We start from the raw sequence: 24,521 nt of genomic DNA on the forward strand, positions 1-24,521 counted from the left end.
GTATGCGTGCGGCCACCATGCCGGACCGGGCTTCGGTCAGTGGTCCGGGACGGGCTGGATGACCACGTCGACGAATAGCGGGCTGTTTCTTGTCCCGTCGCGGGTGTGCTGACCGCCCAGGCCGGAGATTCGCAGAGGGGGTCGGCCGCGGCAGGGGGCGCAGAGGGATTGGCGGTCCGTTCCAGTGGACGGCTGGCTGGAGCGTGGCGCCGGCGGGGCCAGTTCGGTGCGTAGCCGGTGCAACGCAGGTGCGTCAGCGAGAGACGACGGCCGGATGCCAGGAGTCGCCGGACCTCCCCACGGTGGGCGGAGCGAGAACGCCGGACCTGAACTACTCGCGCACTCGATCCATTTGACCCCTCATCGGGTCGGTGGGAGCATCACGCCAGCGAACGCCGCGCCGGGGGGCATCACATGGGACGCGTCATGAGCCTGTCCACGGCCGCCGTGATGGCGGCCCTCACGCTCACCGGGTGCAGTAGCCACGACGAGCAGACGCCCATCGGTACGAGTTCGGGCACCGGCCGGCCGAAGACATCGGCCGCGGCCTCGCCGTCCGCGTCCGTCCGTCTCGCATGGCGCCATACCGTGAAGGACCGGAGTGGTGCCACCCGTGAGTGGTACGTGGCCCGCGTGAAGAACTCCAGCACCTCGAAGACCTCCGTCACCCTTGTCGTACGCGCGCTCGACAAGACCGGCACCCTCGTTGGCTCCAGCGAGGACATACTGCCGGACATCTCCGCCGGTGCTACCTTCGACTACTTCGGGGAGTTCGGCGGCGCCTTCTCCGACAGCCTGACTGGAATTCCCGCCAAGCTGCAGCTGTCGCTGTACACGCCCGGCTACGACCATGCCCGTGTCATCGACAAGCCGACGCTCGGCACCAGCCAGGTGAAGCTGACCGAGGGCGACCACGATGACCTCCTCACCTCAGCCCCGCACGCGTACGACCTGTCGGCGCAGGTCACCAACAACACCCACGACACGGTCTCCGTCAGGATCACCCAGCAGGTCGTTCTCTATGATGCGCACGGCCAGGTGGTGGGCGGCAGAACCGGGGCGTCCGACAACGTGCCCAACGACCTTCCCTCGGGGGTGAGTTACCGCGAGGAGTGGACCGGCATTCCCGCAACGGCCGAGGCAGTCCGCGCAGCCTACACCGTGTGGACAGACTGACCCCTCCGCCACCGAGGCCACCCCTCAGGCCACCCGGGCAGAGCGGGACCCCTGGACGAACTGGTGCAGTGGCTGCGCTGCCGGCTCGACGCCAGGGAGCGGGTCGCGCGGGCGGCGGCAGCGCATCATCACGCGGGTAGGTACTCGCCGACCCGCACCGCCCGGCCCCAGCGCGCGCCGCACATCGGCGACCGCACGATCCTGGCCGGCTTGCCCGGTACGAGGATGATCTCGTCCGCGCGCAGGAGTTGACGCACATCGCTGAGCACGATCCGTCGCGGGCGCTGCGTGAGATCGCCGCCAAGCGGCAGGTGCTTTCGAGATCTGGAGCGACTGGAGGCTACGCTACGCCGTACCGTGCGTCCGCTCGCTCCAGCAGAAGGACCCTCCGCCTTGCTCAGGACCCGTCGTCCGGCCGGTGCTCGGAAGCCCGCAGTGACAGCCACTGCGAGGGCGGCGGCTGAATCGCTTCCGCTCCGCCCTCGAAAGCCGGGGAGCCGATCAGCCCGAGTACGGCCCGGCCTCCACCGACCTCGCGACTCACGCCGCGTCCGATGCCCCCACACCGGCGGGTTGCCGGTTCGTGCGTACGCCCAGGGCGGTCGAGCCGGACGCCGTTCAGGGATCCCCGATCTCCTGACGCGTTCTTCCGCGTCGAAGCCGCCGACCGGGACCCCGGTCACCGTCCGCCGCCGGTCCAGATGAACTTCCCCGGACGCGCCTCCACGCGGTACTGCACTTCGTGCACGGCGAGGCGCACCCCCAGCCAGCATTGGTACAGGGCGGCCTCGCGCGGGCCGGCCAGGCCGTTCCTGATCCGGTCCCGTGTGTCGTTCATCCGGGCGTTGGTCAGGTTCGCGGCCCATGCTACGTACTCCCTGTAGGTGTAGCCCTCCTCGCGGGCCACGGCCTCCAGGGCTTCCCTGTAGTCCGGGCGGATGTTGCCGATGCGTTCCATCCGCACCCGCCACCGGAAGATCGTTCCGTCGCTCATGCGGTCGGTGATCCAGCCGTTCTCGTCCGCCCAGCGGTTGTCGTGGTCGTTCCCGCGCCTGAACAGTGCCATGCCTCTTCTCCTCCTTGCCGGTCGATCGCGCGGTCCTGCGCGGGGTGGTGCCCGTCTTCGGGGTGTGCCGACGGGCCTACGCCGTGTCCGCCGCTTGGGCGGCGTCGTAGACGGCCTGCTCCTCGGTGCCGAAGTGGGTAGAACTCATGTTGGGGCCCTGGACCCAGCCGAGGATGCCGATGATCTGGGCGGGGTCGTCGTAACGGGAGAAGACCCCGACCTGGACGCCCGCACCGGTGGCGGGATCGAAGTCCTGCAGCAGGGCGCCGCCGCTGCACCCGGGCGACTGTGCGCCGGCCATCACGTCGTTGTAGTAGACGGGGTCGTTGTGGGTGGTGCCCCGGGTGACCATGAGGCCGCGGCCGTCGAAGGTCCGTTGGAGCGCGGCGGGCACGTTGCCGGGGCGGTAGTAGTTGCGTTCGTTGATCGTCGGGTAACCGAAGACGTGGTGGGTCCGGTTCTGGGGCTGGCCGAACGCGACGTCCTGACTTCCGGTGACCTCGGCGACCGGGCGTGGGTCGTCGGGGTTGGCCACCACGACCGCGGCCATGTCGCGTCCCAGCAGCCAGTCGGCGCTCTGGCTCCAGGTGGGGGTGATCCACTGGCGGGTCACCCCCCAGACCCCGTACGGGGCGATGTCCTTGCCCGGGAGCCGTGTGCTGGAGGAGTCACGGGGCAGGTTCGTTCCGTCGAACCCCGGCACGAAGACCATGTTGGTGGCGACGACGTTGCCGAAGCCCACGTCGAGCGGGGTGTGGACGCGCAAGCAGTGAGCGGCGGTCAGGACGACGCTGCGGTTGGCGCTGCGCACCACATTGCCGGAGCACGACGACGTCGAGACGGCACCGCTCTCCACGTCCGTGTACTCCATGAAGATCTTGCCGGCGGTGCGCGAGATGCTCCCGTGCTCCCGCGGCCACGGCCTGCTGAGGTCGTCCCAGCCTCCGGGTGGCGCGGTCGCGTCCTGGTCCTCGTTGTTGAGGCCGGCGTCGGCCATCCTCCCGAGGGTCCAGTACTCCACCTCGGCCCTGAGCCTCTTCTGGTGGTCGGGGCCAGCCGGGACGAGCGGGCTGAGTTCGTAGGCGGGGGCAGCGGCGCGTGCCGGAGGTGCCGCGGTCAACAGCGCGGCGGTCAGGCTGAGCAGGCCGAGTACGGTGGTGAGGGCACGTCGTGACGGCAGGTGGCTGAGCAATGCTTTCCCCTCCTCGGGGCGGTCGGTACGGACGGCCGCGCGGGGACGTCCGACGCCGGCTTCTCCGCCTCGCCGCGGTCCGCGGCCGGTGCCGGCGGCCGGCCTCACGGGTTGTCGGTCACCTCGAAGCCCGCGCCGTACACTCCGGCGGGCGAGGCGGCGTCCCGGGCGCGCAAGTCGGCGAGGATGTTGGCCGAGCTGGTGTATTCGAACGGCGGGAGGGACAAAGTGATCGCTTTGGTGATCCCGGCCCAGGGGCCCTCGGCCTTGAAACCGTTCTCCTGGGAGGGAAGTTCGCTCCCCGGCACATGCCAGACGGCCGGTCCGCCCGAGTCACCTCTCAGGTTGGCGGCCGGCGACCGGTAGACGCCGCCGGTGTTGTCCATGATGGTTCCGAACCACACACCCGTCTGGCCCGCGACGACGAGTTCGTTGTCCCCGGTGGCGAGCAGCCGCTCGGTGTCGAGCGCGGGCTGCGGGGCGTTCGGGCTGGCGGTTCCGCCGGGGACCCGTACCACGCCGGTCTGCTTCAGGTAAGGGCCCTGCGAGGAGAGCGTCACCTGCGGGACCAACTCGATGACCATGTAGTCCTTGGTCATGTGACCGGTCTGCGAACCCTCGGGGTCCTTGAAGTAGCGCACGTGCCCGATCGGGCCGAAACCCGGGTCCGCCCGGTCGTAGACGGGCGCTACGTCGTCCTGGATCTCGCGGTCCGCGTAGGTGCCGTCGGGGTCGTCGAGGCAGTGACCGGCCGAGATGGCGATCCGGTGCCCGTACTTGTCGTCGCCCACCGCGCCGATGGTGCAGAAGGCGAACGGCGTGGACGGACTGAAGAGGATCTGCATCCCGTTGTGGACGCGCTTGCCCGTCTCGGCCCTCGCGGCGCCGGCTCCCGCGGTCCACAGGACCGCGAGGCTCAGCACCAGGACGCACAGTCGTCTGATCATGTGTCAACCCTGTTTGTGGAGGAGTGCGGAGGAGTGGGGGTCAGGAGGACGCGAACGCCGCTTCGAGACGCGGCACGAAATCGACGAGGTCCTGTGCCCAGCAACCGCTCGTATGGCTGCCGTCGCAGTTGTCGCCCCACCCGGAGCCGTCCCCGTAGTCCACGTAATGGGAAGGGTGCCCGAGCTGGTCCAGACGTTCCCTGGCGTGCTGGGACGCCGACTGGACCCAGAACTCCGGCTCGGCGGAGTCGCCCTGCCCGTTCCCGGTGTACAACGTGACGCCCGTACCGGCCCGGACCAGGACGTCCATGTGCGCCACCGGATCCGCCTCGTCCCAGCGCCAGTCGGCGCCGAAGACCGGATACGGCGTGCCGAAGACGGCGTCGCTGGACACCGCGGGCCCGAAGTCGAGACCGCACGTGGGGTTCGAGCTGCCGCAGAGCGGGGCCCCGGTGTTCGTCAGCGTGGCGACGACGGCCGCGCGCATGACGGCGTGCCGGAGGGAGAGTTCGTCGGCGCCGGAAAGCGAAGCGACCTGACTGAACAGGCCGGGATGTCTCTGGGCGTAGTGCAGCGCGCCGAAACCGCCCATCGAGAGGCCGGCGACGGCCCGCGCCCTCCGTGTGGAGAGCGTGCGCAGATTGGCGTCGATGAACGGGATCACCTGAGCGATGTGGAAGTTCTCCCAGTTCTGCGCGCCGGCGGCGGTTCCCTGGTCGAGCCAGTTGGTGTACCAGCCCCTCCGGCCTCCGTCCGGGATGACGGTGATCATCGTCCGGGCCGCGGTGAGGGCCGGGTAGGCCAGGTTCGGGTTGCCGGGATCGTCCGACGCGCCGTGCAGGAAGTACAGCACCGGGTATCGCTTGTCGGGGCGGGCGGCGTAGTCGGCGGGCAGCAGGATCCGGATGCGGTGCTCACCGTCGACCTCGGGTGTGGTCACGGTGACGACGAAGTCGGTGGCGGAGCCGGTGGCGGTGCCGACCCGGGTCAGTCCGAAGCCGTCGGTCATCTCCGGCGGGCGTGTGTCCGGGGCCTCGGCGTGCGCGGACGGCGGGCCCGGAAGAAGGAGGGCCGCCGCCAGGGCGACGGCCACCGCTGTCGCACGCTTGAGCCGGGCGGGCAGAGCTGATCTCATCGGATGTCCTCGAGGTGGGCGTGACGCCAAGGAACGGAACGGGGGTCAGCCGGTCACGGAGCATCTCATCGCATCACTCCACGTGACGCCATACGTACGCGTGGCGCAGTCGGGCCACTGGCGCCATTGCGCCGATCCGGCAGTACTCTCAAGGGGATCGCGCCGACGTCGTCCCGGTCCGACGAGGGGGAACTCGTGCATGACGTGTTCGACCCGGACTCCGCTCGCGGGCGGGTCTACCGGTTCCTGGTCGCTCACCCGCACACGTCCGTCCCACGGTTGGCGGCCGGGACCGGACTGAGCGAGACGGCCGTCCGGGCGGCCCTGGAGGAACTCGCCGCCGAGGACATCGCCGTGACGGCTGATTCCGGGAAGGCGCGGAGCCGTTGGGAAGCGGTGCCACCCACCCAGGTCGTCGAGGCGCTGCTGCGGCGCGACGACGTGGTGCGCACCGCGTTGCGGCGCACCGGTACGGAGATGGAACGGCTCTACCGCTCCGCCAGGAGGGACGCCGGTCACTACGAGGCGCTGGAAGTCGTCGAGGACCCCGCACGCGTCCTGGCGGTCAGCAGGCAGCTCCAGCAGTCGGTGCGTCACCAGCTCCGCGTCATCGACGTGCCACCGTACTCCGGTACGACCGACCACTACCTCGCGCAGGAGGCGCTGCAGCGCGAGCGCATGGCCGCCGGCGTCGTCTACCGCGCCATCTACCACGGTTCCGCCTTCGACGACCCCATCGCCTGGCCCAACATGGCCCGCATGATCGAAGCCGGGGAACAGGCACGGACCCTGGACGACCCGCCCATGAAACTGGCGATCCGCGACAGCGATCTCGCGGTGGTCACCCTTGCCGCCGACGACCGCCCCGGGCTCGTCTCCCTGCTGGTCCGCCCCTCCGGCCTGTTCCAGGCGCTCTCCCACACCTTCGAGTCGCTGTGGAAACTCGCCGTTCCGGTATCGGCGGCGGGCATCGGTACACCGATCGACGCCCGGGACCGCCAGATCCTCACCCTCATGGCGAGCGGCGCCACCGACGACGCGATCGCCAGACACCTGGGGCTGGGCCGCCGCACCGTCGTGCGCCGCGTCTCCGCCCTGCTCGTCAGCCTGGGCGCCACCACCCGTTTTCAGGCGGGAGTCCAGGCGGCACGGCGCGGCTGGCTCTGACCCCCCGGTCCCGGCCGGCCCTGCCGTTGCCGCCCTGCCGGGAAGTCGCAAAGGTCACCTCCGGTTCACCACCCGGCGGAAGCGTCTCCTCCCGGGGCCCGGCCGAAACGGGCCGAGCATTCCAGGAGCAGGGCGTGCACGAAGGCCTGGGGCAGGTTGCCGCGCAGCTGGCGCTGTGCGACGTCGTACTCCTCGGCGAACAGCCCCGTCGGCCCGCACGCGGACCGGGTCCGCTCGAACCAGCGCAGTGCCTCCGCCGTGTGCCCCTGCGCGTGGGCGGACAGCGCCGTCATGAGGCCGCACAGCAGGAAAGCCCCTTCCGCGTCCCCCAGGGGCTCGTCCCCGTGGCGGAACCGGTACACGTACCCGTCCTCCGCCAATCTCCGCACCACCTGCCCGTGGGTGAGCCGGACACTGGCGTCGGCGGGCGGCACGGCACCGCGGGCCAGGGGCAGCAGGAGGGCCGCCTCCGGACCGGCGTCGTCGGCGGAGCGCTGCCAGTGACCTTCGGGGTGCAGGCAGCGGGCCCGGGTGGTGTCCAGGACGCGGTCCGCCAGCCGGGACCAGTCGGCCGAGGCCCGGGTGCGCATGTGGTGGGCCAGTTCCCGCAGTCCGACGACACAGGACAGGCGGGAGTGCGTCCACCAGCGCTCGTCCAGCTCCCACAGCCCGGCATCCGGCTCCGTCCACCGCTCGGCGACGGCTCCGACGGCCAGACGGGCCGCCGCGGCGGCCCGCTCGTCCAGGGCATCGTGGCGGGCGGCGGCGGCGAACAGCTGGAGTGCCTCGCCGAAGGCGTCGAGCTGGAACTGGCGGCCGGCGCGGTTGCCGGCACGGTCACCGCCGCCGGGGTAGCCGACGAGCGGCAGGGCGTGCTCCGCCGGGAGCGCCCGGCCGTCCACGGTGTAGGCGGGACGCAGCCCGGCGCCGTCCTCCAGGACGCGGTCGGCGACGAAGCGCACCGCGCGGTCCAGCAGAGGATGGGGGCCGTGCGCGGCGACCGCGATGCCGGCGTAGCACTGGTCGCGGATCCAGGCGTAGCGGTAGTCGTAGTCCCGTCCGGTGTCGGCCCGTTCGGGCAACGACGTGGTGGCCGCGGCGACCATGCCGCCCTCGGCGCTGGTCAGCCCGTTGAGGACGGCGTACGCCATCCGGGTGTCACGGGGCGCCGCGGTGTCCGCGCAATCCGGTACGGCCGCCTTCCACCACCGCTGGGTGGCCTCCCAGAGAGCGCGGGGGCGCAGCGGGGCGTCCTGCGGCTCGGCGGCGATCTCCAGGACGAGATCGTGGGCCGCGCCCTCGGGTAGGCGCAGTTCTCCGCGCAGTCCGCCGTCCCGGCACGGCCGGAGGCCGTCCGCACCGGCGAACCGCAGGTGCAGCGAGCCGCTGTGGGCCCGCCACAGGCCGTCCTCGTGGCGGACCGCCGTCATGGCCCGGCGCCCGTGCTCGGCGCGTACGTTCAGACCGACGTCGACGACGGCCTCACCGCGTACGGCCCGGATCTGCCGGAGCAGTACGGCGCGTCCGGTCTCGGCGGGTACGGCGAGGGCCTCCCGGCACGAGATGATGCCACCGGAGGTGACCCACCGGCTGACGCGGATGAGGGTGCCGTCCTCGTAGTAGCCGCCCCACACGTGCCACGGGTCCGCGGGGCGGACGCGGTAGTGACCCGGGCCGCCGAGCAGTCCGGAGAAGACGGCACCGCTGTGCCAGGCGGGCGCGCACAGCCAGGCGATCCCGCCACGGGGGTCGATGAGGGCGCCACGCTCTCCGTCGGCGATCAGGGCGTAGTCGCGCAGCACCCACGGACTGTCGACGGCTTCGTCCATGCGGTCGGTCATGCCCTTCGTCCGGTGCGGTACGGCCAGGAGGTCACGGGCGAGAAGCCGGGCGTTCCACGGCGGGCCGTCGCGGAACGCCCGGTCCGGTACCCGTCCGCGTCACCTGTTCCCTTCGGTGCTGTCGTGCGGGCCGGCGCCCGGACGGCCGGCGCGGTGCCGGCTGCCGGGCAGCATCTCCTGCACCTTGGCCTTCAGCCCCTGCTTGATCATGGAGCCGCGGTCGCTGTCGCCGTGCAGGACCGCGGACGCGGCGGCCTCGATCTGGTCCAGGGAGGCGTGCGGCGGGACGGGCGGCACGGCCGGGTCGGTGCGGAAGTCGATGACGAAGGGCCGGTCGGCGGCCAGGGCCCGGTCCCAGGCGGCCTCCACATCCTCGGGTTTCTCCACCCGCACCCCGTCCAGGCCGATGCGCTGGGCGATCTCCGCGTACGGCAGGTCGGGAAGGTGCTGTGACTCCTCGAACTGCGGCGCGCCGGACATGGCCCGCATCTCCCAGGTGACCTGGTTGAGGTCACGGTTGTTGAGCACGGCGACGATCAGCCGCGGGTCGGACCACTCCCGGTGGTACTTGGCGGCGGTGACCATCTCCATCATGCCGTTCATCTGCATGGCACCGTCACCGACCAGGGCGATCGCCGGCCGGTCGGGATGAGCGAACTTGGCGCCGATGGCATACGGCACACCGGGGCCCATGGTGGCCAGCGTGCCGGACAGCGAGCCGCGCATCCGGCCGCGGAAACGCAGGTGCCGTGCGTACCAGTTGGCGGCGGAGCCGGAGTCGGAGGTGACGATGACGTCCTCGGGCAGCTTGCCGTCCAGGGCGTGCACCACGTACTCGGGGTTGACCGGGTCCGCCTCCACGGCGGCGCGCCGCTGCATGACCTCCCACCAGCGGGCGACGTTCTTCTCGATGCCCTCGCGCCACTTGCGGTTCTTCTTGCGGCGCAGGCGCGGCAGCAGCCGCCGAAGGGTCTCGCGGGAGTCGCCGACGAGGTTCACCTCGAAGGGGTAGCGCAGGCCGATCATGTGCGGATCGATGTCGATCTGCACCGCGCGTGCCTGCTCCAGGTCCGGCATGAACTGGGTGTACGGGAAACTGGAGCCGATCATCAGCAGGGTGTCGCACTCCTGCATCAGCTCGTACGAGGGACGGGTGCCCAGCAGGCCGATCGAGCCCGTGACGTAGGGCAGGTCGTCCGGGAGCACGTCCTTGCCGAGCAGCGCCTTGGCCACGCCGGCGCCCAGCAGGTCCGCCAGCTGCTCGACCTCGGCCCTCGCCCCGCGCGCTCCCTGCCCGATCAGGACGGCGACCTTCTCGCCCGCGTTCAGCACCTCCGCGGCCCGCTCGATCTCCTCGTCGGCGGGCACCGGCGCGTACCGGCCCAGGCCGAGGCTGGAGGGCACCATCTTGAAGGCGTGCGTGGGCGGGGAGTAGTCCAGCTCCTGCACGTCGGCCGGCAGGATGATCGCCGTGACCGTGCGCTTGGCGTACGCGGTGCGGAAGGCCCGGTCGATCAGGTTCGGCAGCTGCTCCGGCACCATCGCCGTCTCGCAGAACTCCGAGGCGACGTCCTTGTACAGGCCGGCCAGGTCCACCTCCTGCTGGTACGAGCCGCCCATGGCACTGCGGTTCGTCTGTCCGACCAGCGCCACCACCGGCACGTGGTCAAGCTTCGCGTCGTAGAGCCCGTTCAGCAGGTGGATCGCGCCCGGTCCGGAAGTGGCGGCGCACACGCCCACCTTGCCGGAGAACTTGGCGTACCCGACGGCCTGGAAGGCGGCCATCTCCTCGTGCCTGGCCTGGACGAACTTCGGCTTGTTCGCCGCCCGCCCCCAGGCCGCCAGCAGGCCGTTGATGCCGTCGCCGGCGTAGGCGAAGACATGGTCGACGTCCCACTCGCGCAGCCTCTGGAGGATGTGATCGGACACCTTCGTACTGGCCATGGACACTCCATTCCTCATCGCGTCTGCTGCGGCGATGTCCGGGCGGGCCGGCCCGTGCGTCATGAGGACCCTGTGCGACAGATCAGTGCATGGGTAACCGGCCGTGTGCGAGGGGAAACACCCGCTCCGGGCGGTTCGCCTCGAGCTTCAGAGGTTCCTGCGGGACCGGGGGCCGTGCCAGTCCAGGCACAGGACCGTGGCGTCGTCCCGGAGGCCGTCCTCGCACGCCTCGATGACGGCGCCGACCACGGCGCGCACTGTCTCCCGCGGGTGCAGACCGCGCGTGTCGAGCAGGAGCGCGGGAAGGTCGACGACCTTGGCGGCGCGTTCCTGGACCCCGTCGGTGTACAGCAGGAGCCGGTCACCGGGGCGCAGGTCGAGGCTCTGGACCCGGTAGGGCGCGGGCGTGGGTACCCCGAAGGGGAGATCGACCCGCAGGGGTATCTCTTCGACGGTGCCGTCACGCAGCCGTATCGGCCAGGGGTGGCCGGCGTTGACCAGCTGGGCACCGCTGCCGTCCAGGGCGATGCGCAGCAGCTGGCCGGTGGCCCAGGCACTCCGGCCGTGGTCGAGCATGGCCTGGCCGGTCTGGCGTGCCTGTTCGGCCAGGTCGCAGCCGGCGCGCCGGGCACCGCGGGAAGCGTTGACCGCGATCGTGGCCAGCAGGGCCGAGTCCACGTTGTGACCCATGGCGTCCGTGACGGACACGTGCAGGGTGTCGCGGTCGAGGGCGTAGTCGTAGGTGTCACCGCCGATGTCGTCGGCGGGGGCCAGGGCACACGCCAGGGTGAACTGGTCGGCCTCGCAGCAGGACGCGGTGGGCAGGAGCTGGTACTGGATCTCGGCGGCCAGACTGACCGGCGTCGTCCGCCGGCCGCAGTGGTAGAGGTCGGTGAAACGGCGGTCGGTGACGATGATGTACGCCAGTGCGTGCGCGGCCTGCGCGATCTGCTCCAGTACGCCCTCACCTGCCCGGGGCAGGGTCAGCTCCAGGACACCGATCACGTCACCGCGGTTGGTGACCGGCGCGATCACCCGCTCGCCCTCCTCGTCGGGTGTCACCACCGGTCTCTGGGTGCGCAGCACCTCGTCATGGACGCTGCCGTCCAAGGTGACCCGGTCGGCCTTCTCCCCGGCCTCCAACGCGTCCGTGCCGGTCAGCCGGACCAGTTCCTGCCCGGCCAGGGCCAGGAAGAGGAAGGACACATCCGTGGCGCCGAACCGGTCACGCAGGTTGCGTGCGACCACGTCGATCGACTCCACGGGCGCGGCTTCCTCCGCCGCCGCGAGAACCTCGTCCAGCCCGAACCGGTGGTCCGTCACATCAGCCTCCTTGGGTCCCCAGCACTTCTTTCCCGAAAACGTCGGGCCTCACGAAGCGCCGCGTCACCCGGGGTACGGGGTCGGGCGGACGGCCGGCCCGCCCGGACCGACTGGACGCAGGGCAGGGACGGAGGCCGTCGTGCGGCAAGGGGGTGGGGGACATCCGCCTGGACGATGTGCCCGAGCCCAGGACCGGCAGCACCGACCCCGGCGGGCCGCGGGCGGGGTCCGAGGGTGGGGTACGAGGCTGGGGTCCGAGGGTGGGGTCCGAACCACCGTTCCGGAGCCGCCGGACCTCTCCCCGCCGCGCCGGGACGGCGACTCTCCCTGCACCGAGCCGCTGCTGGAGGATTTCGCCCCTCCGGAGCGGGCGCGCTCCTTGTTCGCCGTTCGGACGGTTTCCCCGGACTGCGACACGGACGCGCTGCCCACATGCTGAATGAGCGAGGCAGGGGTCCGCCGTGCCGCGAGAAGAGAGGAGCGGTGCCGTATGCAGGACGACGAGCGGAAGGAAATCTCGGACGCGTTCCGCGACCTGGTGAACATGACGCCGGCCGAACTGGAGAAGTGGCTGGCCTCGCAGGAGTCGCAGAGCGCCGGACAGCACAAGGACGGTGGAGAGTCCACGGGGCATGCCTCCGGCCGCCGCATCGTGGAGATACTGCGGACGAAGAAGGACGACCTTTCGGACGACGACTACCAGCACATGCGGAAGGTGACCGGTTATGTCCGACGGCACCTCGCCCAGCGGCCCTCGGGTGATGTCCGGGACACGCGATGGCGGCATTCGCTGATGAACTGGGGCCACGATCCTCTGAGGTGACCGGGCCGGTGGCCGCGCGGGGGAGCCGTCGTGAGGGCCGTTCGAGCGGTGAGGAGCGAGGCGTCCGTGGGGCGGGCCTGGGGCAGCCGCTGACGCGGGGTGACCAGGGCGCTGTCCCGATAGTGTCCGTCGGTCAACGCGGACAAGGCGCACTGCCGCCGTCGTGGACGGGCGGAGGGCCGGGGTGCGCGGCCGGGCTCAGGGCCGGGTCGCTCGCGGATGTCCCGGACCGAAGGACCTCCGCGCCTGGCAGGCCGATGTCTCGGCGGACCGTCTCACCAGACCGCTGGTGTCACCCCGGACCTGTTCGTCCTGGCCGGCACCGCGAGCGTGCGGTGATCCTCCAGGAACGCGGATCCGGTTCCGCTGGGTGCTGAGCGCGCGGTAACCGCCCTCGGTGAGCGCCGTGCTCACCGAGGGGTGTCATGCACGAGCCGTCAGACGCTCGCGCCACCAGTCCACCGTCACCTTGACCTGCTCATCGACGGGGGTGGACCGCAGAGCGAACTCGGCTTCGTAAGCGCGCGAATCGACTACGAACGGACGGTCGAACTGGTAACGGACTTCCTTGAGTTCGCGGATGAGCGGGAGGAAACACCCTGCGACTGCCAGCACGGCCGACGGCAGCCCGCGCACTGCGACCGGTCCCGTTCCCGCCTGAGCGGCAAGTCGGCCGATCATCTCCCGGGGGGACAGCGCGGGCTGGGTGGGGACGTGCCAGGCCCGCCCCCAGGCCCGTTCCTCGCCCGCGACCTCGACCAGGGCCCCGGCCACATCCGGGACGTAGCTCCAGCTGTGCGGGGCGTCCGGATCCCCGAGCGTGGAGACCGGCTTGCCGCGCAACAGTCGTGGCATGACCCGCGCGGCCAGGTGCCCGCCGTCGGTCACCCCGGGTCCGAAGAAGTCCGAAGCCCTCACTTCGACCGCCCTGATGCGACCTTGCTCGTGCAGCTTTCGCGCCTGCTCCCAGACGCCGGCGCGTATCCGCCCCTTGGTGCCGGTCGCCGCGAGCGGCAGCTCCTCGGTCATGGGACCGTCCACCGGCCCGTATCCGTAGAGGTTGCCCAGCATGACCAGGACCGCCCCGGTCGCCTCGGCCGCCGCACAGACCGACGAGGCCAGTGGTGGCCAGTCACTCGCCCACCGGTGGTAGGGCGGTGCGGCACAGCTGTAGATCGCGTCCGCGCCCCGCGCGGCTTCGGTCAGTTCCTCGCTGTCCCTCGCGTCCAGCGCGACGTGCTCGATACCGGGAATTCCGGGCTCCAGCCGTCGGCCCGACCGGGTGACGACCCGTACCGAATGCCCCTGATCGGCCAGCAGTCGTGCGGTGGCGGCCCCGGCGGGCCCGAAACCTAGAACGATCGAAAGGCTCACGTCGTGAACACTAGCGCGATCGACGGCCGTTGCGGCGCCGCTTCACCCTCTGCGGGCCAGGACACCGTCATGGCCCGCGGGCAGCGTGCCGCCGGGTGAAAGTGCCGAAGTGCCGCAATATCGCGATGCGTTGCCCGGGACCGGACGAGGGCGGGTACGGTTCGATCATGGGCGATTCCCGAACGAGTGCCGCCGGCATCAAGGCCGCCGCACGCCAACTGCTGATCGAACTGGGCGCCGGAGGGCTGACCCTGGAGGCCGTTGCCTCCGGCAGCGGCCTCGCCGTCACCGACGTGGAGGCCGTCTTCCCGCATCGGGACGATCTGCTGACCACGCTGATCATCGACGCCTACAACGACTCCGGTGCCGCGATGGAGCGGGCCGATCAGGCCGCCAGTGCCGCGGGCTCCCCGGCGGGCGCACGACTTCTCGCGGCCACCCGCGCTCTGCGGCAGTGGTCCTTCGACAACCCCGCCGAGTTCACGCTGATCTACGGCTCGCCCGTTCCGGACTACCACGCCCCGCAGGACACCGTCCTGCCTGCCTCCCGCACCCCCGCGGTGCTGGCCGGCATCGTGCGTTCGGCGCTGGAGGCCGGTGAACTGAGCCCGCCCCGGCGGACGGTGCCGGGTCCGCCACTGCTCCTGCCGGACGCCGTGCACCTCTTCGGCGGTGTGCCCGAGGCTCCGTTTTCCGACGTCATCGAGCGTGGCATCGTGCTGTGGAGCACTCTGATCGGGCTCCTGGTGTTCCAGGTCTTCAGCCGCACCCACGACAGCGTCCGGGACCAGTCCGCGTTCTTCGACTTCGCCGTCGCCGTGGCGGCTGAGAGCGTCGGGCTCGTGGTGCCTTTGGGCGAGACCGAGACCGAGACCGAGAGCTGAACTCGGTCCACGGCAGGCGGCGCAGGCGCGCGGTGCCGTCGCGGATCCCGGGGAACGCGGCCGGTGGTGTCACGTAGGAGTCAGCACGCCATGCCCTGCTCACGCAACCAGTCGCATTGAGTCTCACCCGAGGACTTCGGCCGGTCCACGCCCGGTCGCATGGTACGGAGTTCCTCCGCCGTGGCGTCCTCCGGCCACTCCGTAGGGCTGCCTCCGGACGAGGAAGCCCCGCGCTCCGGGGTGGAGGGACCGGACGGGGCGGGCCGCGCTGAGGAGGGGGCCGGAGAGGCGCTCGCCGGGCTTGGCGAAGGGCTCTCCTTCACTGTCTGACGAGCCGCCGTCCGCCCGGACGGCGAGGGCTTGCCCTTCGGCGTGCCCGGCGACGAGCTCGGCGCGGGGGAGTTCGTCCCCGGACCGCTCGCGCACGCTGTCGCTCCCGTGCCGATGCCGACGACCAGCAGCGCAGCCACGGCACTGGTCATCGCGTTGCCTGCCCGCATGTCGGGTGGCCTCCTCCAAGTGGTTGATCATGGCGCCCGAACTCTACGGCGGCGGGGAGGCCTCCAGCACATTCGCACGGGCGGCACCGAACGGTGTCCAGCAGACGCCGGAGCGCTCGGCAGCCGGCCGCGACGCGGGCTCACGCGCCCGCGTCGCGGCCGGCACGCGACTCAGGACTCGTCGTCCACCCAGAGCTGCCACTTGCCGGTGGCGGACTTCTTGCAGTCCCAGTCGGCGTAGACGGAGGACCTTCCGTCGGCCTGACAGGCCGAGAGGCTGCTGTAAGTGCCCACGTAGATCCACGAGTCGGCGGTCGAGGGCGACGCGTGCGCGGCGGTGGTGAACGAACCGCCGGCCAGCAGGGCGGCTCCCATCGCGAGGCCGGCGAACAACGTACGAGTACGCATGACGCTCCTGTGAGATCGATGTCGGATGGTGCGCGATGTGACGTCGTCCAGCGTCGTGGCAGCGTGCGAAGAGAGCGTTAAATCGTCGTTGTGCCCCCTGCTCACAGCCGGTATCCAGGAGGAGAGGGGGTTCGATGGAGGCAGCGGGCCGCGTCGGCATAGCGATTCTCGGGGGGCTGGAGCTGTGGCTGGGGGACCGGCCACAGCCCGTGGGGCACGCTCGCCGGCGTGCCGTCCTCGCGGTACTGGCGGCCGAGGCCAACCGCGTGGTGCCGGTGGACAGCGTGATCGACCGGGTGTGGGGCGAGCGGCCGCCGGACAAGGTGCGCTCGGCACTGCGGGTGTATCTGTCCCACCTCCGCCGGGCGCTCACCCCGACGGGAATGACGATCGCCCGGCAGGAGAGCGGGTACGTGCTGGTCGCGGATGCCCACCGTGTCGATCTGCACCTCTTTCGCCGACTGCTCGCCCAGTCACGGGACGCACGTGAGCCACGCCGCGCCCTTTCCCTGGTCGGGGACGCCTTGACGCTCTGGCGGGGGGAACCGCTGGCGGAACTGGACACCCCCTGGGCGCAGGCGGTGCGGGAGCGATTGCGCCGGGAACGCGCCGCGGCCGAAGGCGAGCGGATCGACTGGGCGCTGGCCTGCGGCCGGCACCGGCAGGTGCTGCCGGAACTGACCACACGGGCCGATGCCGAGCCACTGGACGAGCGCCTGGCCGGGCAGGTGATGCTGGCGCTGTACCGCTCCGGCCGGCAGGCCGACGCCCTGGTCCGCTACCAGCACACCCGGCAGCGTCTGCTGGGTGACCTGGGCGTCGATCCCGGCCCGGCGTTGCAGGAGCTGCACCAGCGCATCCTCACCGCCGATCCCGCTCTCGTCCCGACGGACGGCACCGCCGCCACGGTCACGGCGAGGGCGCCGGCGGTGCCCCGTCAACTCCCCGCCCCGCCGCAGTGGTTCACCGGTCGCGGCGAACACCTGGCGGCGCTGACCGCCGCGGCGGACCAGCGGGACACCATGCTGATCACCGCGATCGGCGGCACCGGCGGCATCGGCAAGACATGGCTGGCCCTCGCCTGGGCCCACCGCCACCTCGACCGGTTTCCCGACGGGCAACTCTTCGTCGACCTGCACGGCTTCAGCCCGGACACCCAGCCGATGGACCCCGCGACGGCGTTGCGCGGCTTCCTCGGCGCTCTGGGGGTCCCCGCCGACCGCTTCCCCCACGATCCGGACGCCCAGGCCGCGCTGTACCGGAGCCTGGTGGCAGGCAAACGGATGCTGGTCGTACTGGACAACGCCGCGACCGCCGAGCAGGTCGTACCGCTGCTGCCCGGCACCGCCTCCTGCACCGTCCTGGTCACCAGCCGCCACCGGCTCCCCGGACTGATCGCCCGGCACGGCGCCCGGCCCCTGTCCCTGGGCATGTTCACCGACGCCGAGGCACACGCCCTGCTCGTCGCGGCCCTCGGTGCGGACCGCGTCGCCGCCGACGAGCACGCGGTGGCCGAACTCATGGCGCTGTGCGGGGGATTCCCGCTCGCCCTCGGCCTGATCACCGCCCGCATCCGGTACCGCCTGCGGCCGGTCGACGCGGTCGCCGAGTTGCGTACGTCCGTGCTGGACGCCCTCGACGCCGACGACCCGACCGCGAGCCTGCCCTCCGTGGTGTCCTGGTCCCTGCGCCGGCTCACCGAGCGGCAGCGCACCGTGTTCGCGTTGCTGGGCATCGCTCCCGGCCCGGACACCGGCCTGCCCGCCGCCGCCTGCCTCACCGGGCTGCCGGTGCGCGAGACCCGCGCCGTGCTGCGCGGACTCGCCGACGCCTGTCTCCTCGACTCCCACCACGGCGAGCGGTACGCCATGCACGACCTCGTGCGCGCCTTCGCCACCACCTACGCCCACCACAGCCTGACCGCGCCGGTGCGGCGGGCCGCACTGGAGCGCGGGGTGGACTTCTACCGGCACACCGCACACACCGCCGACGGCTTCCTCAATCCCCACCGGGCCCCCATCGCGCTCGACCCGCTCCTGACCGGCACCCACCCTCAGCCGCTGCCGGACCACCCCGCGGCGCTGGCCTGGATGGACACCCACCACCCTCACCTGCTGGCCGCCCAGCAGGCCGCCGCCGGACACCACCGCCACCAGGCCGTGTGGCACCTGGCCTGGACCCTGACCGCCTTCCACCGGCGGCGCGGACACCGCCATGCGGAGCTGGCGGTGTGGCGGGCCGCCGTCGCCGCCGCCGCTCACCTGCCGGCGGCCGCCCGCATCCTCGCCCACCGGCGGCTCGGCAGCGCCCACGCCGTACTGGGGCAGCACGAGCAGGCCATGCGGCACCTGCACCGTGCCCTCGCCCTGGCCGAAGACCACCACGACGCCACGCAGCAGGCACACAACCACCACGCCCTCGCGCGGGCGTGGGAGCGGCGGGGGGACAGCCGCCGGTCCCTGGAGCATTCCCGGCACGCCCGGGACCTGTTCCAAGACCTCGGCCAGACGGTATGGGAAGCCGTCACGCTCAACGCCGCGGGCTGGTTCGCGGCCCTCCTCGGGGACTACGACACCGCCCGCGAGCACTGCGGGCAGGCCCTCGCCCTGCACGACCGGCACCACGATCCCAACGGGAAGGCGGATGTCCTGGACAGTCTGGGCTACATCGACTGCCACACCGGCCGCCACCGCCAGGCCGTCCGCCGCTACCGGCAAGCCCTCGCCCTGTACCGCGCCCTCGGCAACACCAGCCAGTACGCCGACACCCTCGACCGCCTCGGCCACCCCTACACCGCCCTCGGCGACGACGAACGGGCCCGCGCCGTCTGGCGGGAGGCGCAGGAGCTGTACCGGCAACACGGCCGGGAGCCGGACGCCGAACGCGTCCGGCGACACCTCGACGACCTCGCCGGCTGACCGGACGCCCGGTCCGTCCCGGACGGCTCACGGCGTCGGCCGGCCGCCACGCGCCTCCCCTGGCCGCCCCCGCCTTCCGGTCAGCGGAAGGCACCCTGTCCGCGGCCCCGTGCGCGCAGCACCCTGGAAACCCACGGCGTCCCTTGCGACCCGTCCGCCCGCACACAAGGGAGATGACGATGACGACGACGTCATTCGCGCGCAACCAGTGGTACGTGGCCGCCTACGGCAGCGAGATCGGGCGGGAGCTGTTCACCCGGACCGTCTGCGGCGAGCCGATCCTTCTCTGGCGTACGGAAGCGGGGGAGGTCACGGCCATGGCCGACCGCTGCGTGCACCGTCGATTCCCGCTCTCCGAGAAGCCGAGCCGGCTGGACGGCGACACGGTCGTCTGCGGCTACCACGGCTTCACCTACGGAGCCGACGGTGTGTGCGTGCGGGTGCCCGGCCAGCAGCGTGTGCCGCGCACCGCCCGGCTCGCCTCCTACCCCGTCAAGGAGCAGGACTCCTTCGTGTGGGTGTGGATCGGCGACCGGGACAAGGCCGACGAGGCCCTCGTCCCCCGCGCTCCCTGGCTGGTCTCGCCCGGCTACACCACCGTCAGCGGCATGGAACCGCTGGCGGCCCGTCACGGCCTCCTCGTCGACAACCTGCTCGACCTGTCCCACGAGACGTACCTGCACGGCGGGTACATCGGCACCCCCGAGGTCGCCGAGACCCCCATCACCACCGAGGTCGACGAGAAGGCGGGCGTCGTGTACGTCAGCCGCCACATGGACGACGCGGACTGTCCGCCGTTCTACGCCAGGTCCACCGGCATCGACGGCCGGATCACGCGCTGGCAGGACATCGAGTACCACGCCCCCTGCCTGTACCTGCTGCACTCGCGCATCGCCCCCGTCGGCGCCCCCGGCCCGGCCGCGGACGGCAGCGACCCGCACGCCTTCCACGTCGAGGTCGTCTATGCCATCACTCCCGAGACCGAGTCCAGCACCCACGACTTCTGGGCCGTGGCCCGCGACTTCGCCCTGGACGACCAGGAGGTCTCCGACTTCCTGTACGAGAACAACCGCACCGTCGTCCTCCAGGACGTCGTCGCCTTGAACAGGCTGGAGCAGGCCGTCGCCTCCGAGCCGGCCGGGACGCAGGAGCTCAGCATCAACATCGACACCGGTGGACTGGCCGCCCGCCGCATCCTCGGGCGGCTCGTCGAGGCCGGCGCGACCGAGTCGGCGGCGGCCGTCCGGTGAGCCCGCGGCCCATGGCGATGCCCGACGGGGACACGGTGTACCGGATCGTGTGGGTCCCGGGCACGGACCGGCTGTGCGGCTGGTGCTGGTGCGGGGAGCCCCGGGAGTCCGAGGACCCGGTGGAGCTGTGGGAGTGGCTGCTCGCCCACCCCGACGGCCACCCGGGGCACGGGCCCGCCCCCGCCCCGGCCGCCACGTCCCGCCCCGGCCGCCTCGCCGGCGCCTGACCGCACTCCGCGTACGCACGCCGTCCCGTGCCTTCCCGTACTCAAGGACCTCTGATGCCCACACACACCACCGCACCACCCGATGCCGAACTCGACCTCGTCGTGACCCGCCGCACCGACGAGGCGGACGGTGTGGTCTCGCTCGACCTGCGGCGGCCCGACGGCGCTCCGCTGCCCGCCTGGACGCCCGGCGCGCACATCGACCTGGTGCTCGCCCCGGATCTCGCACGGCAGTACTCGCTGTGCTCCTCGCCGCAGGACGCCCATGTGTGGCGCGTCGCCGTCCTGCGGGAGGAGGAGGGCCGCGGCGGCTCCCGCCATGTGCACGACAAGCTGTCCGAGGGCGATCCGGTCCGGGTGCGCGGCCCGCGCAACCACTTCGCCCTGGAGGACGCCGAGAGGTACCTCTTCATCGCCGGCGGCATCGGCATCACCCCGATCGTTCCGATGCTGGAGCAGGCCCAACGGCGGGGCCGGAGATGGGAGTTGGCCTACGGAGGGCGGACGCTCGCGTCGATGGCCTTCCGGGACGCCCTCGTCACGCGGTACGGGGAGCGGGTGCGTGTCCGGCCCGAGGACGTGCACGGGCTCCTCGACCTCGGCGCGCTCCTGGGGACACCGCGCCCCGGTACGCTCGTCTACTGCTGCGGACCCGAACCGCTGCTCGAGGCTGTCGAGGAACGGTGCGCCGGCTGGCCGGCCGGCACCCTCCACGTCGAGCGGTTCACGCCGAAGGTCCCGCAGGAGCCCCTGCGGGACGGCGCGTTCGAGGTCGAGCTGGCGCAGACCGGCATCACCGTGACCGTCCCGCCGGAGAAGAGTGTGCTGCAGGCGGTCGAGGAGGCCGGGGCGCAGGTCCTCTCCTCCTGCCGGGAGGGCACGTGCGGCACCTGTGAGACGGCCGTGCTCGACGGTACGGTCGACCACCGCGACTCCCTCCTCACCCCGGCCGAACGGGAAGCGCACGACACGATGATGATCTGCGTCTCCCGGGCGGCGTGCCCGAGGCTCGTCCTGGATCTCTGACGGCCGGTGTCACCGGGGGCAGGTCGGGGATCTCCGGCGCTCGCGTGCCGGCCGGTACGTGCTGCCGGGGCGGCACCCGTCCGCGAGGACCCACGACGCTCGCCCGCGCCCAGGAGAAACCGCCACGCCCGTGAAACCGCCGGGCCTTCCCCTCGTGCCGGACCGCTCGTCGTACGACCGGCCTCCCGTCGTCCCGAACACTCGCCGGAGCATTGACCGCCGTCAGGGCTCTGCCTAGCTTTTCGGTGACGTGCCCGAGGCCGCTGCGGAGCGGCGGGCAACCGAACGAGGAGGTCCGCATGCAGCGCCGAGCCCCGACCGACAGCTGTTCGGTGACGGCCCGGGCTCTCCAGGTGCTGGAGGCCTTCGCGCCGGACCGGCCCGCCCTCCGGCTCGCCGAGATCTCCCGCCACACCGGCCTGCCCCTCACCACCACCCACCGGCTGGTGAAGGAACTGGCCGGCTGGGGCGCGCTCGAACGGGAGGCGGACGGCGGCTACCGCATCGGGCTGCGGCTGTGGGAGATCGCCTCGCTCGCCCCGCGGGGCCTCGGCCTGCGCGAGGCTGCCCTGCCGTACCTCTCCGACCTGGAGCACGTCACCCGCGAGAACGTGCAGCTCGCCGTCCGCGAGGGCCTGTCCGTCGTCTATGTGGAGCGGCTCGCCGGCCGGGACGCGGTCCGGGTGCTCACCCGCGTCGGCGGGCGATTCGACCTCGCGCCCACCGGCGTCGGCCTCGTCCTGCTTGCCCATGCCCCCCGGGAGGTCCAGGAACAGGTGCTCTCGCGGCCGTTCGCCCGGCACACGGAGAAGACCCTGTGCGCCCCGGACGAGGTCCGCCGCGCTCTGGCCGAAGTGCGCCGCACCGGGGTCGCCGTCAGCGACCGGCAGGTGACGATGGACGCCGTGTCGGTCGCCGCCCCCGTGTACGGCCCGGACAACACCGCCGTGGCGGCCGTCTCGGTCGTCGCCCACGCCGACGCCGTGAACCCGCACGCCCTCGCCCCGCTGGTGCGGGTCGCGGCGCGCGGTATCTCACGGTCCCTCGGGGCACGGCTGAAATCCACGGTCGCCTGACGGCCGGACACCGGCCGGGCCCGCGCGGCGGACACGGCGGCGCACCCGGCCCGCACGGCGGACACGGCGGCTCGCCCGGCCGACGCGGCGGGGTGACGCACCCTGACCGGAACTCATGATTCCGTCATGTGAGCGTCATGAGACTGCCAGGCTGCTGCTCCGCCGTGGTCGTCGCGGCCCTGTCAACTGCCCCCTGCATGGACCGCGACAGGGGAGAGACCGGATGACATCCGCAGTACGCCCGTCCCAGCACGCCCCCGAACTGCGCGCCGCCGCCAGGCACCTCGGCCGGCGCCGCTTCCTCACCGTGACCGGCGCCGCCGCCGCGCTCGCCTTCGCCGTGAACCTGCCCGCCGCCGGCACGGCCGCGGCCGCCGAGCTCGACGCCCGGAGAATCACCGACGACCCCTTCACACTGGGCGTGGCCTCCGGCGACCCGCTGCCGGACTCCGTCCTGCTGTGGACCCGGCTGGCCCCGCGGCCGTACCAGCCCGACGGCGGACTGCCCAAGCAGCGCGTCACCGTGCACTGGGAGCTGGCCCACGACGCGAAGTTCCGCCGGATCGCCAGGCGCGGCACCGCCACCGCCCACCCGGAGTTCAGCCACACCGTCCACGTCGAGGTGCCCCACCTGCCGGCGGACCGCGTGTTCTTCTACCGCTTCCGCGCCGGAGCGTGGCTGAGCCCCACCGGCCGCACCCGCACCGCCCCGCAGCCCGGCGCCCGCCCCGCCGCGCTCACCCTGGGCGCCGTCTCCTGCCAGGCCTACACCGACGGCTACTACACCGCCTACCGCCACCTCGCCGAGGACGACGTGGACGTCGTCTTCCACCTGGGCGACTACCTGTACGAGTACGCCGTCAACGCCACCGGCAACGACCGCAAGTACACCGACCGCACCCTTCCGGCCCACTACAACCGCGAGACGGTGACGCTGGAGGACTACCGGCTGCGCTACGCCCTGTTCAAGTCCGACCCGGACCTGATGGCCGCGCACGCCGCGCACCCCTTCGTCGTCACCTGGGACGACCACGAGACGGAGAACAACTACGCCGACGACGTCCCGGAGGACGGCGGCTCCGCCGAGGAGTTCCTGCTGCGCCGCGCCTCCGCCTACCGCGCCTACTGGGAGCACCAGCCGCTGCGCCGGCCGCAGCTGCCCACCGGCTCCGACATGCGGCTCTACCGCCGTCTCCACTGGGGCCGGCTCGCCCAGTTCGATGTCCTGGACACCCGCCAGTACCGGTCGGACCAGGCCTACGGCGACGGCTGGCAGTACCCCGGCCCGGAGTCCGAGGACCCGGCGCGCACGCTCACCGGCGCCACGCAGGAGCGGTGGCTGATCGACGGCTGGCGCACCTCACGGGCGCTGTGGAACGTCGTACCGCAGCAGGTCACCTTCTCCCAGCGGTACAACAGCACCGCCAGGCCGTCCAAGGTCGGCATGGACTCCTGGGACGGCTACCCGGCCTCCCGCGAGCGGGTCCTGGCGGGAGCCGAGGCCGCCGGCGTGGAGAACCTCATGGTCCTCACCGGCGATGTGCACGTGCACTACGCGTTCGACATCAAGCGCGACTTCGGCGACCCCGGTTCCCCGACCGTGGGCACGGAGATCGTCACCACGTCGATCACCAGCGGGCGCGACGGGGCGGAGCGGCCGGCCAACTGGGCCACCTTCCTCGCGGCCAACCCACACATGAGGTTCTACAACGGACGGCGCGGCTATGTGACCGTCACGCTCGGCAAGGAAGCGGCCCGCGCCGACTTCAAGACCGTCCCGTACGTCACCAGGCCGGGCGCACCCGTCACGACCGCGGCGTCCTTCGTCACGGAGGCCGGCGCCCCGGGGCTCAAGCCGGCCTGAGCCCCCGGCGCGGCGGGACACACAGGCCGACCCGGGCTCCGGCCCCCGTACCTCCCGTACGGGGGCCGGGGCCCGGCACCGTCGCGGCGGAACACCGGTCAGCAGCAGTGGGCGTCATCCGCGGGCACCGAGGCCGGTCCGACAGCGGGGTGTGCCTCGCTCACGGAGGCGGCGTCGCCGCCGCGGGGGGAGAGGTCCGCTGCCCGGGCCGGCGCGACGGCCAGGCCCAGTCCCGCGAGGGCGACGATGCCGATGAGAACGCTCTTGCATCTCTTCACCTTGAGCTCCTCGGTCTCTTGCTGCGATTCGGCCCGTACGGCGTGGTCATGACGTTTCGTCAGGTTACTGCGCGCGCGTACGGGCGCGCACCCCGCTCGCAG

General features: G+C 72.0%; 21 protein-coding genes and 1 pseudogene. 10 read left to right on the forward strand and 12 right to left on the reverse strand.

The window, feature by feature from the left end:
* The first annotated feature begins 426 nt into the window (after positions 1-426).
* Complete coding sequence (locus AB0E62_RS23210) at positions 427-1,176, forward strand: hypothetical protein (RefSeq protein WP_362196854.1); 750 nt, start codon at positions 427-429, stop codon at positions 1,174-1,176.
* A gap of 128 nt (positions 1,177-1,304) precedes the next feature.
* Here the strand turns inward: AB0E62_RS23210 and AB0E62_RS23215 are convergent, their stop codons facing one another.
* The 5 genes from AB0E62_RS23215 to AB0E62_RS23235 all read right to left on the reverse strand — a co-directional run bounded on the left by AB0E62_RS23215 (position 1,305) and on the right by AB0E62_RS23235 (position 5,516).
* Positions 1,305-1,445: a hypothetical protein gene (locus tag AB0E62_RS23215; RefSeq protein ID WP_362196857.1), complete on the reverse strand. Its 141-nt coding sequence runs from the start codon at positions 1,443-1,445 to the stop codon at positions 1,305-1,307.
* Between the two features lie 410 nt (positions 1,446-1,855).
* Positions 1,856-2,242 (reverse strand): hypothetical protein, encoded by a 387-nt coding sequence (locus tag AB0E62_RS23220; protein WP_362196860.1) that lies wholly within the window; start codon positions 2,240-2,242, stop codon positions 1,856-1,858.
* A gap of 76 nt (positions 2,243-2,318) precedes the next feature.
* Positions 2,319-3,434: a hypothetical protein gene (locus AB0E62_RS23225; RefSeq protein ID WP_362196863.1), complete on the reverse strand. Its 1,116-nt coding sequence runs from the start codon at positions 3,432-3,434 to the stop codon at positions 2,319-2,321.
* Between the two features lie 104 nt (positions 3,435-3,538).
* Positions 3,539-4,381 carry a hypothetical protein gene (locus AB0E62_RS23230; RefSeq protein WP_362196866.1) on the reverse strand — a complete coding sequence of 281 codons (843 nt, stop codon included), beginning with the start codon at positions 4,379-4,381 and terminating at the stop codon, positions 3,539-3,541.
* Positions 4,382-4,421: 40 nt separating this feature from the next.
* The gene (locus tag AB0E62_RS23235) at positions 4,422-5,516 is read right to left on the reverse strand and encodes an alpha/beta hydrolase-fold protein (RefSeq protein WP_362196869.1); all 1,095 of its coding nucleotides are present in this window, start codon (positions 5,514-5,516) and stop codon (positions 4,422-4,424) included.
* Positions 5,517-5,711: 195 nt separating this feature from the next.
* Here AB0E62_RS23235 and AB0E62_RS23240 point away from each other — a divergent pair, with 195 nt between their 5' ends.
* Positions 5,712-6,683 (forward strand): hypothetical protein, encoded by a 972-nt coding sequence (locus AB0E62_RS23240; RefSeq protein ID WP_362196872.1) that lies wholly within the window; start codon positions 5,712-5,714, stop codon positions 6,681-6,683.
* Between the two features lie 65 nt (positions 6,684-6,748).
* On the opposite strand, the gene AB0E62_RS23245 is transcribed toward AB0E62_RS23240, so the two are convergent.
* From AB0E62_RS23245 to AB0E62_RS23260, 4 genes and pseudogenes are all read right to left on the reverse strand, one after another.
* On the reverse strand, positions 6,749-8,524 hold the full coding sequence (locus AB0E62_RS23245) for a glycoside hydrolase family 15 protein (RefSeq protein ID WP_362196875.1): 1,776 nt from the start codon (positions 8,522-8,524) through the stop codon (positions 6,749-6,751).
* 99 nt (positions 8,525-8,623) lie between these two features.
* Positions 8,624-10,468, reverse strand: a complete 1,845-nt coding sequence (locus AB0E62_RS23250) for a thiamine pyrophosphate-requiring protein (protein WP_362196878.1) — start codon at positions 10,466-10,468, stop codon at positions 8,624-8,626.
* Between the two features lie 147 nt (positions 10,469-10,615).
* Positions 10,616-11,791 carry a PP2C family protein-serine/threonine phosphatase gene (locus AB0E62_RS23255; RefSeq protein WP_362196881.1) on the reverse strand — a complete coding sequence of 392 codons (1,176 nt, stop codon included), beginning with the start codon at positions 11,789-11,791 and terminating at the stop codon, positions 10,616-10,618.
* Positions 11,792-12,079: 288 nt separating this feature from the next.
* A pseudogene (locus AB0E62_RS23260) lies at positions 12,080-12,184 on the reverse strand (plasmid stabilization protein); the annotation flags it as partial.
* A gap of 97 nt (positions 12,185-12,281) precedes the next feature.
* On the opposite strand from AB0E62_RS23260, the gene AB0E62_RS23265 reads away from it, so the two are divergent.
* Complete coding sequence (locus AB0E62_RS23265) at positions 12,282-12,614, forward strand: DUF3140 domain-containing protein (protein WP_362196884.1); 333 nt, start codon at positions 12,282-12,284, stop codon at positions 12,612-12,614.
* A gap of 423 nt (positions 12,615-13,037) precedes the next feature.
* Here AB0E62_RS23265 and AB0E62_RS23270 read toward each other — a convergent pair whose 3' ends face one another.
* Positions 13,038-13,988 carry an NAD-dependent epimerase/dehydratase family protein gene (locus AB0E62_RS23270; protein WP_362196887.1) on the reverse strand — a complete coding sequence of 317 codons (951 nt, stop codon included), beginning with the start codon at positions 13,986-13,988 and terminating at the stop codon, positions 13,038-13,040.
* 167 nt (positions 13,989-14,155) lie between these two features.
* Here AB0E62_RS23270 and AB0E62_RS23275 point away from each other — a divergent pair, with 167 nt between their 5' ends.
* On the forward strand, positions 14,156-14,872 hold the full coding sequence (locus AB0E62_RS23275; protein WP_362196890.1) for a TetR-like C-terminal domain-containing protein: 717 nt from the start codon (positions 14,156-14,158) through the stop codon (positions 14,870-14,872).
* Between the two features lie 671 nt (positions 14,873-15,543).
* Here AB0E62_RS23275 and AB0E62_RS23280 read toward each other — a convergent pair.
* A complete protein-coding gene (locus AB0E62_RS23280) occupies positions 15,544-15,780 on the reverse strand; it encodes a hypothetical protein (RefSeq protein ID WP_362196893.1) in 237 nt (78 codons plus the stop codon).
* A 134-nt stretch (positions 15,781-15,914) separates the two neighbouring features.
* On the opposite strand from AB0E62_RS23280, the gene AB0E62_RS23285 reads away from it, so the two are divergent.
* From AB0E62_RS23285 to AB0E62_RS23310, 6 genes are all read left to right on the forward strand, one after another.
* Entirely contained in the window at positions 15,915-18,698 is a 2,784-nt protein-coding gene (locus AB0E62_RS23285) for a BTAD domain-containing putative transcriptional regulator (protein ID WP_362196896.1), read from the forward strand.
* A 179-nt stretch (positions 18,699-18,877) separates the two neighbouring features.
* Positions 18,878-19,948 (forward strand): aromatic ring-hydroxylating dioxygenase subunit alpha, encoded by a 1,071-nt coding sequence (locus AB0E62_RS23290; protein ID WP_362196899.1) that lies wholly within the window; start codon positions 18,878-18,880, stop codon positions 19,946-19,948.
* Between the two features lie 11 nt (positions 19,949-19,959).
* The gene (locus AB0E62_RS23295; RefSeq protein WP_362196902.1) at positions 19,960-20,175 is read left to right on the forward strand and encodes a hypothetical protein; all 216 of its coding nucleotides are present in this window, start codon (positions 19,960-19,962) and stop codon (positions 20,173-20,175) included.
* A 54-nt stretch (positions 20,176-20,229) separates the two neighbouring features.
* Positions 20,230-21,201: a PDR/VanB family oxidoreductase gene (locus AB0E62_RS23300; protein ID WP_362196905.1), complete on the forward strand. Its 972-nt coding sequence runs from the start codon at positions 20,230-20,232 to the stop codon at positions 21,199-21,201.
* 299 nt (positions 21,202-21,500) lie between these two features.
* A complete protein-coding gene (locus AB0E62_RS23305) occupies positions 21,501-22,277 on the forward strand; it encodes an IclR family transcriptional regulator (RefSeq protein ID WP_362196908.1) in 777 nt (258 codons plus the stop codon).
* A gap of 223 nt (positions 22,278-22,500) precedes the next feature.
* A complete protein-coding gene (locus AB0E62_RS23310; RefSeq protein WP_362196911.1) occupies positions 22,501-24,141 on the forward strand; it encodes an alkaline phosphatase D family protein in 1,641 nt (546 codons plus the stop codon).
* Between the two features lie 98 nt (positions 24,142-24,239).
* Here the strand turns inward: AB0E62_RS23310 and AB0E62_RS23315 are convergent, their stop codons facing one another.
* The gene (locus AB0E62_RS23315; protein WP_362196914.1) at positions 24,240-24,419 is read right to left on the reverse strand and encodes a hypothetical protein; all 180 of its coding nucleotides are present in this window, start codon (positions 24,417-24,419) and stop codon (positions 24,240-24,242) included.
* Between the last annotated feature and the right edge of the window lie 102 nt (positions 24,420-24,521).

The organism is Streptomyces sp. NPDC038707, assembly GCF_040636485.1.
GTDB lineage: Bacteria > Actinomycetota > Actinomycetes > Streptomycetales > Streptomycetaceae > Streptomyces.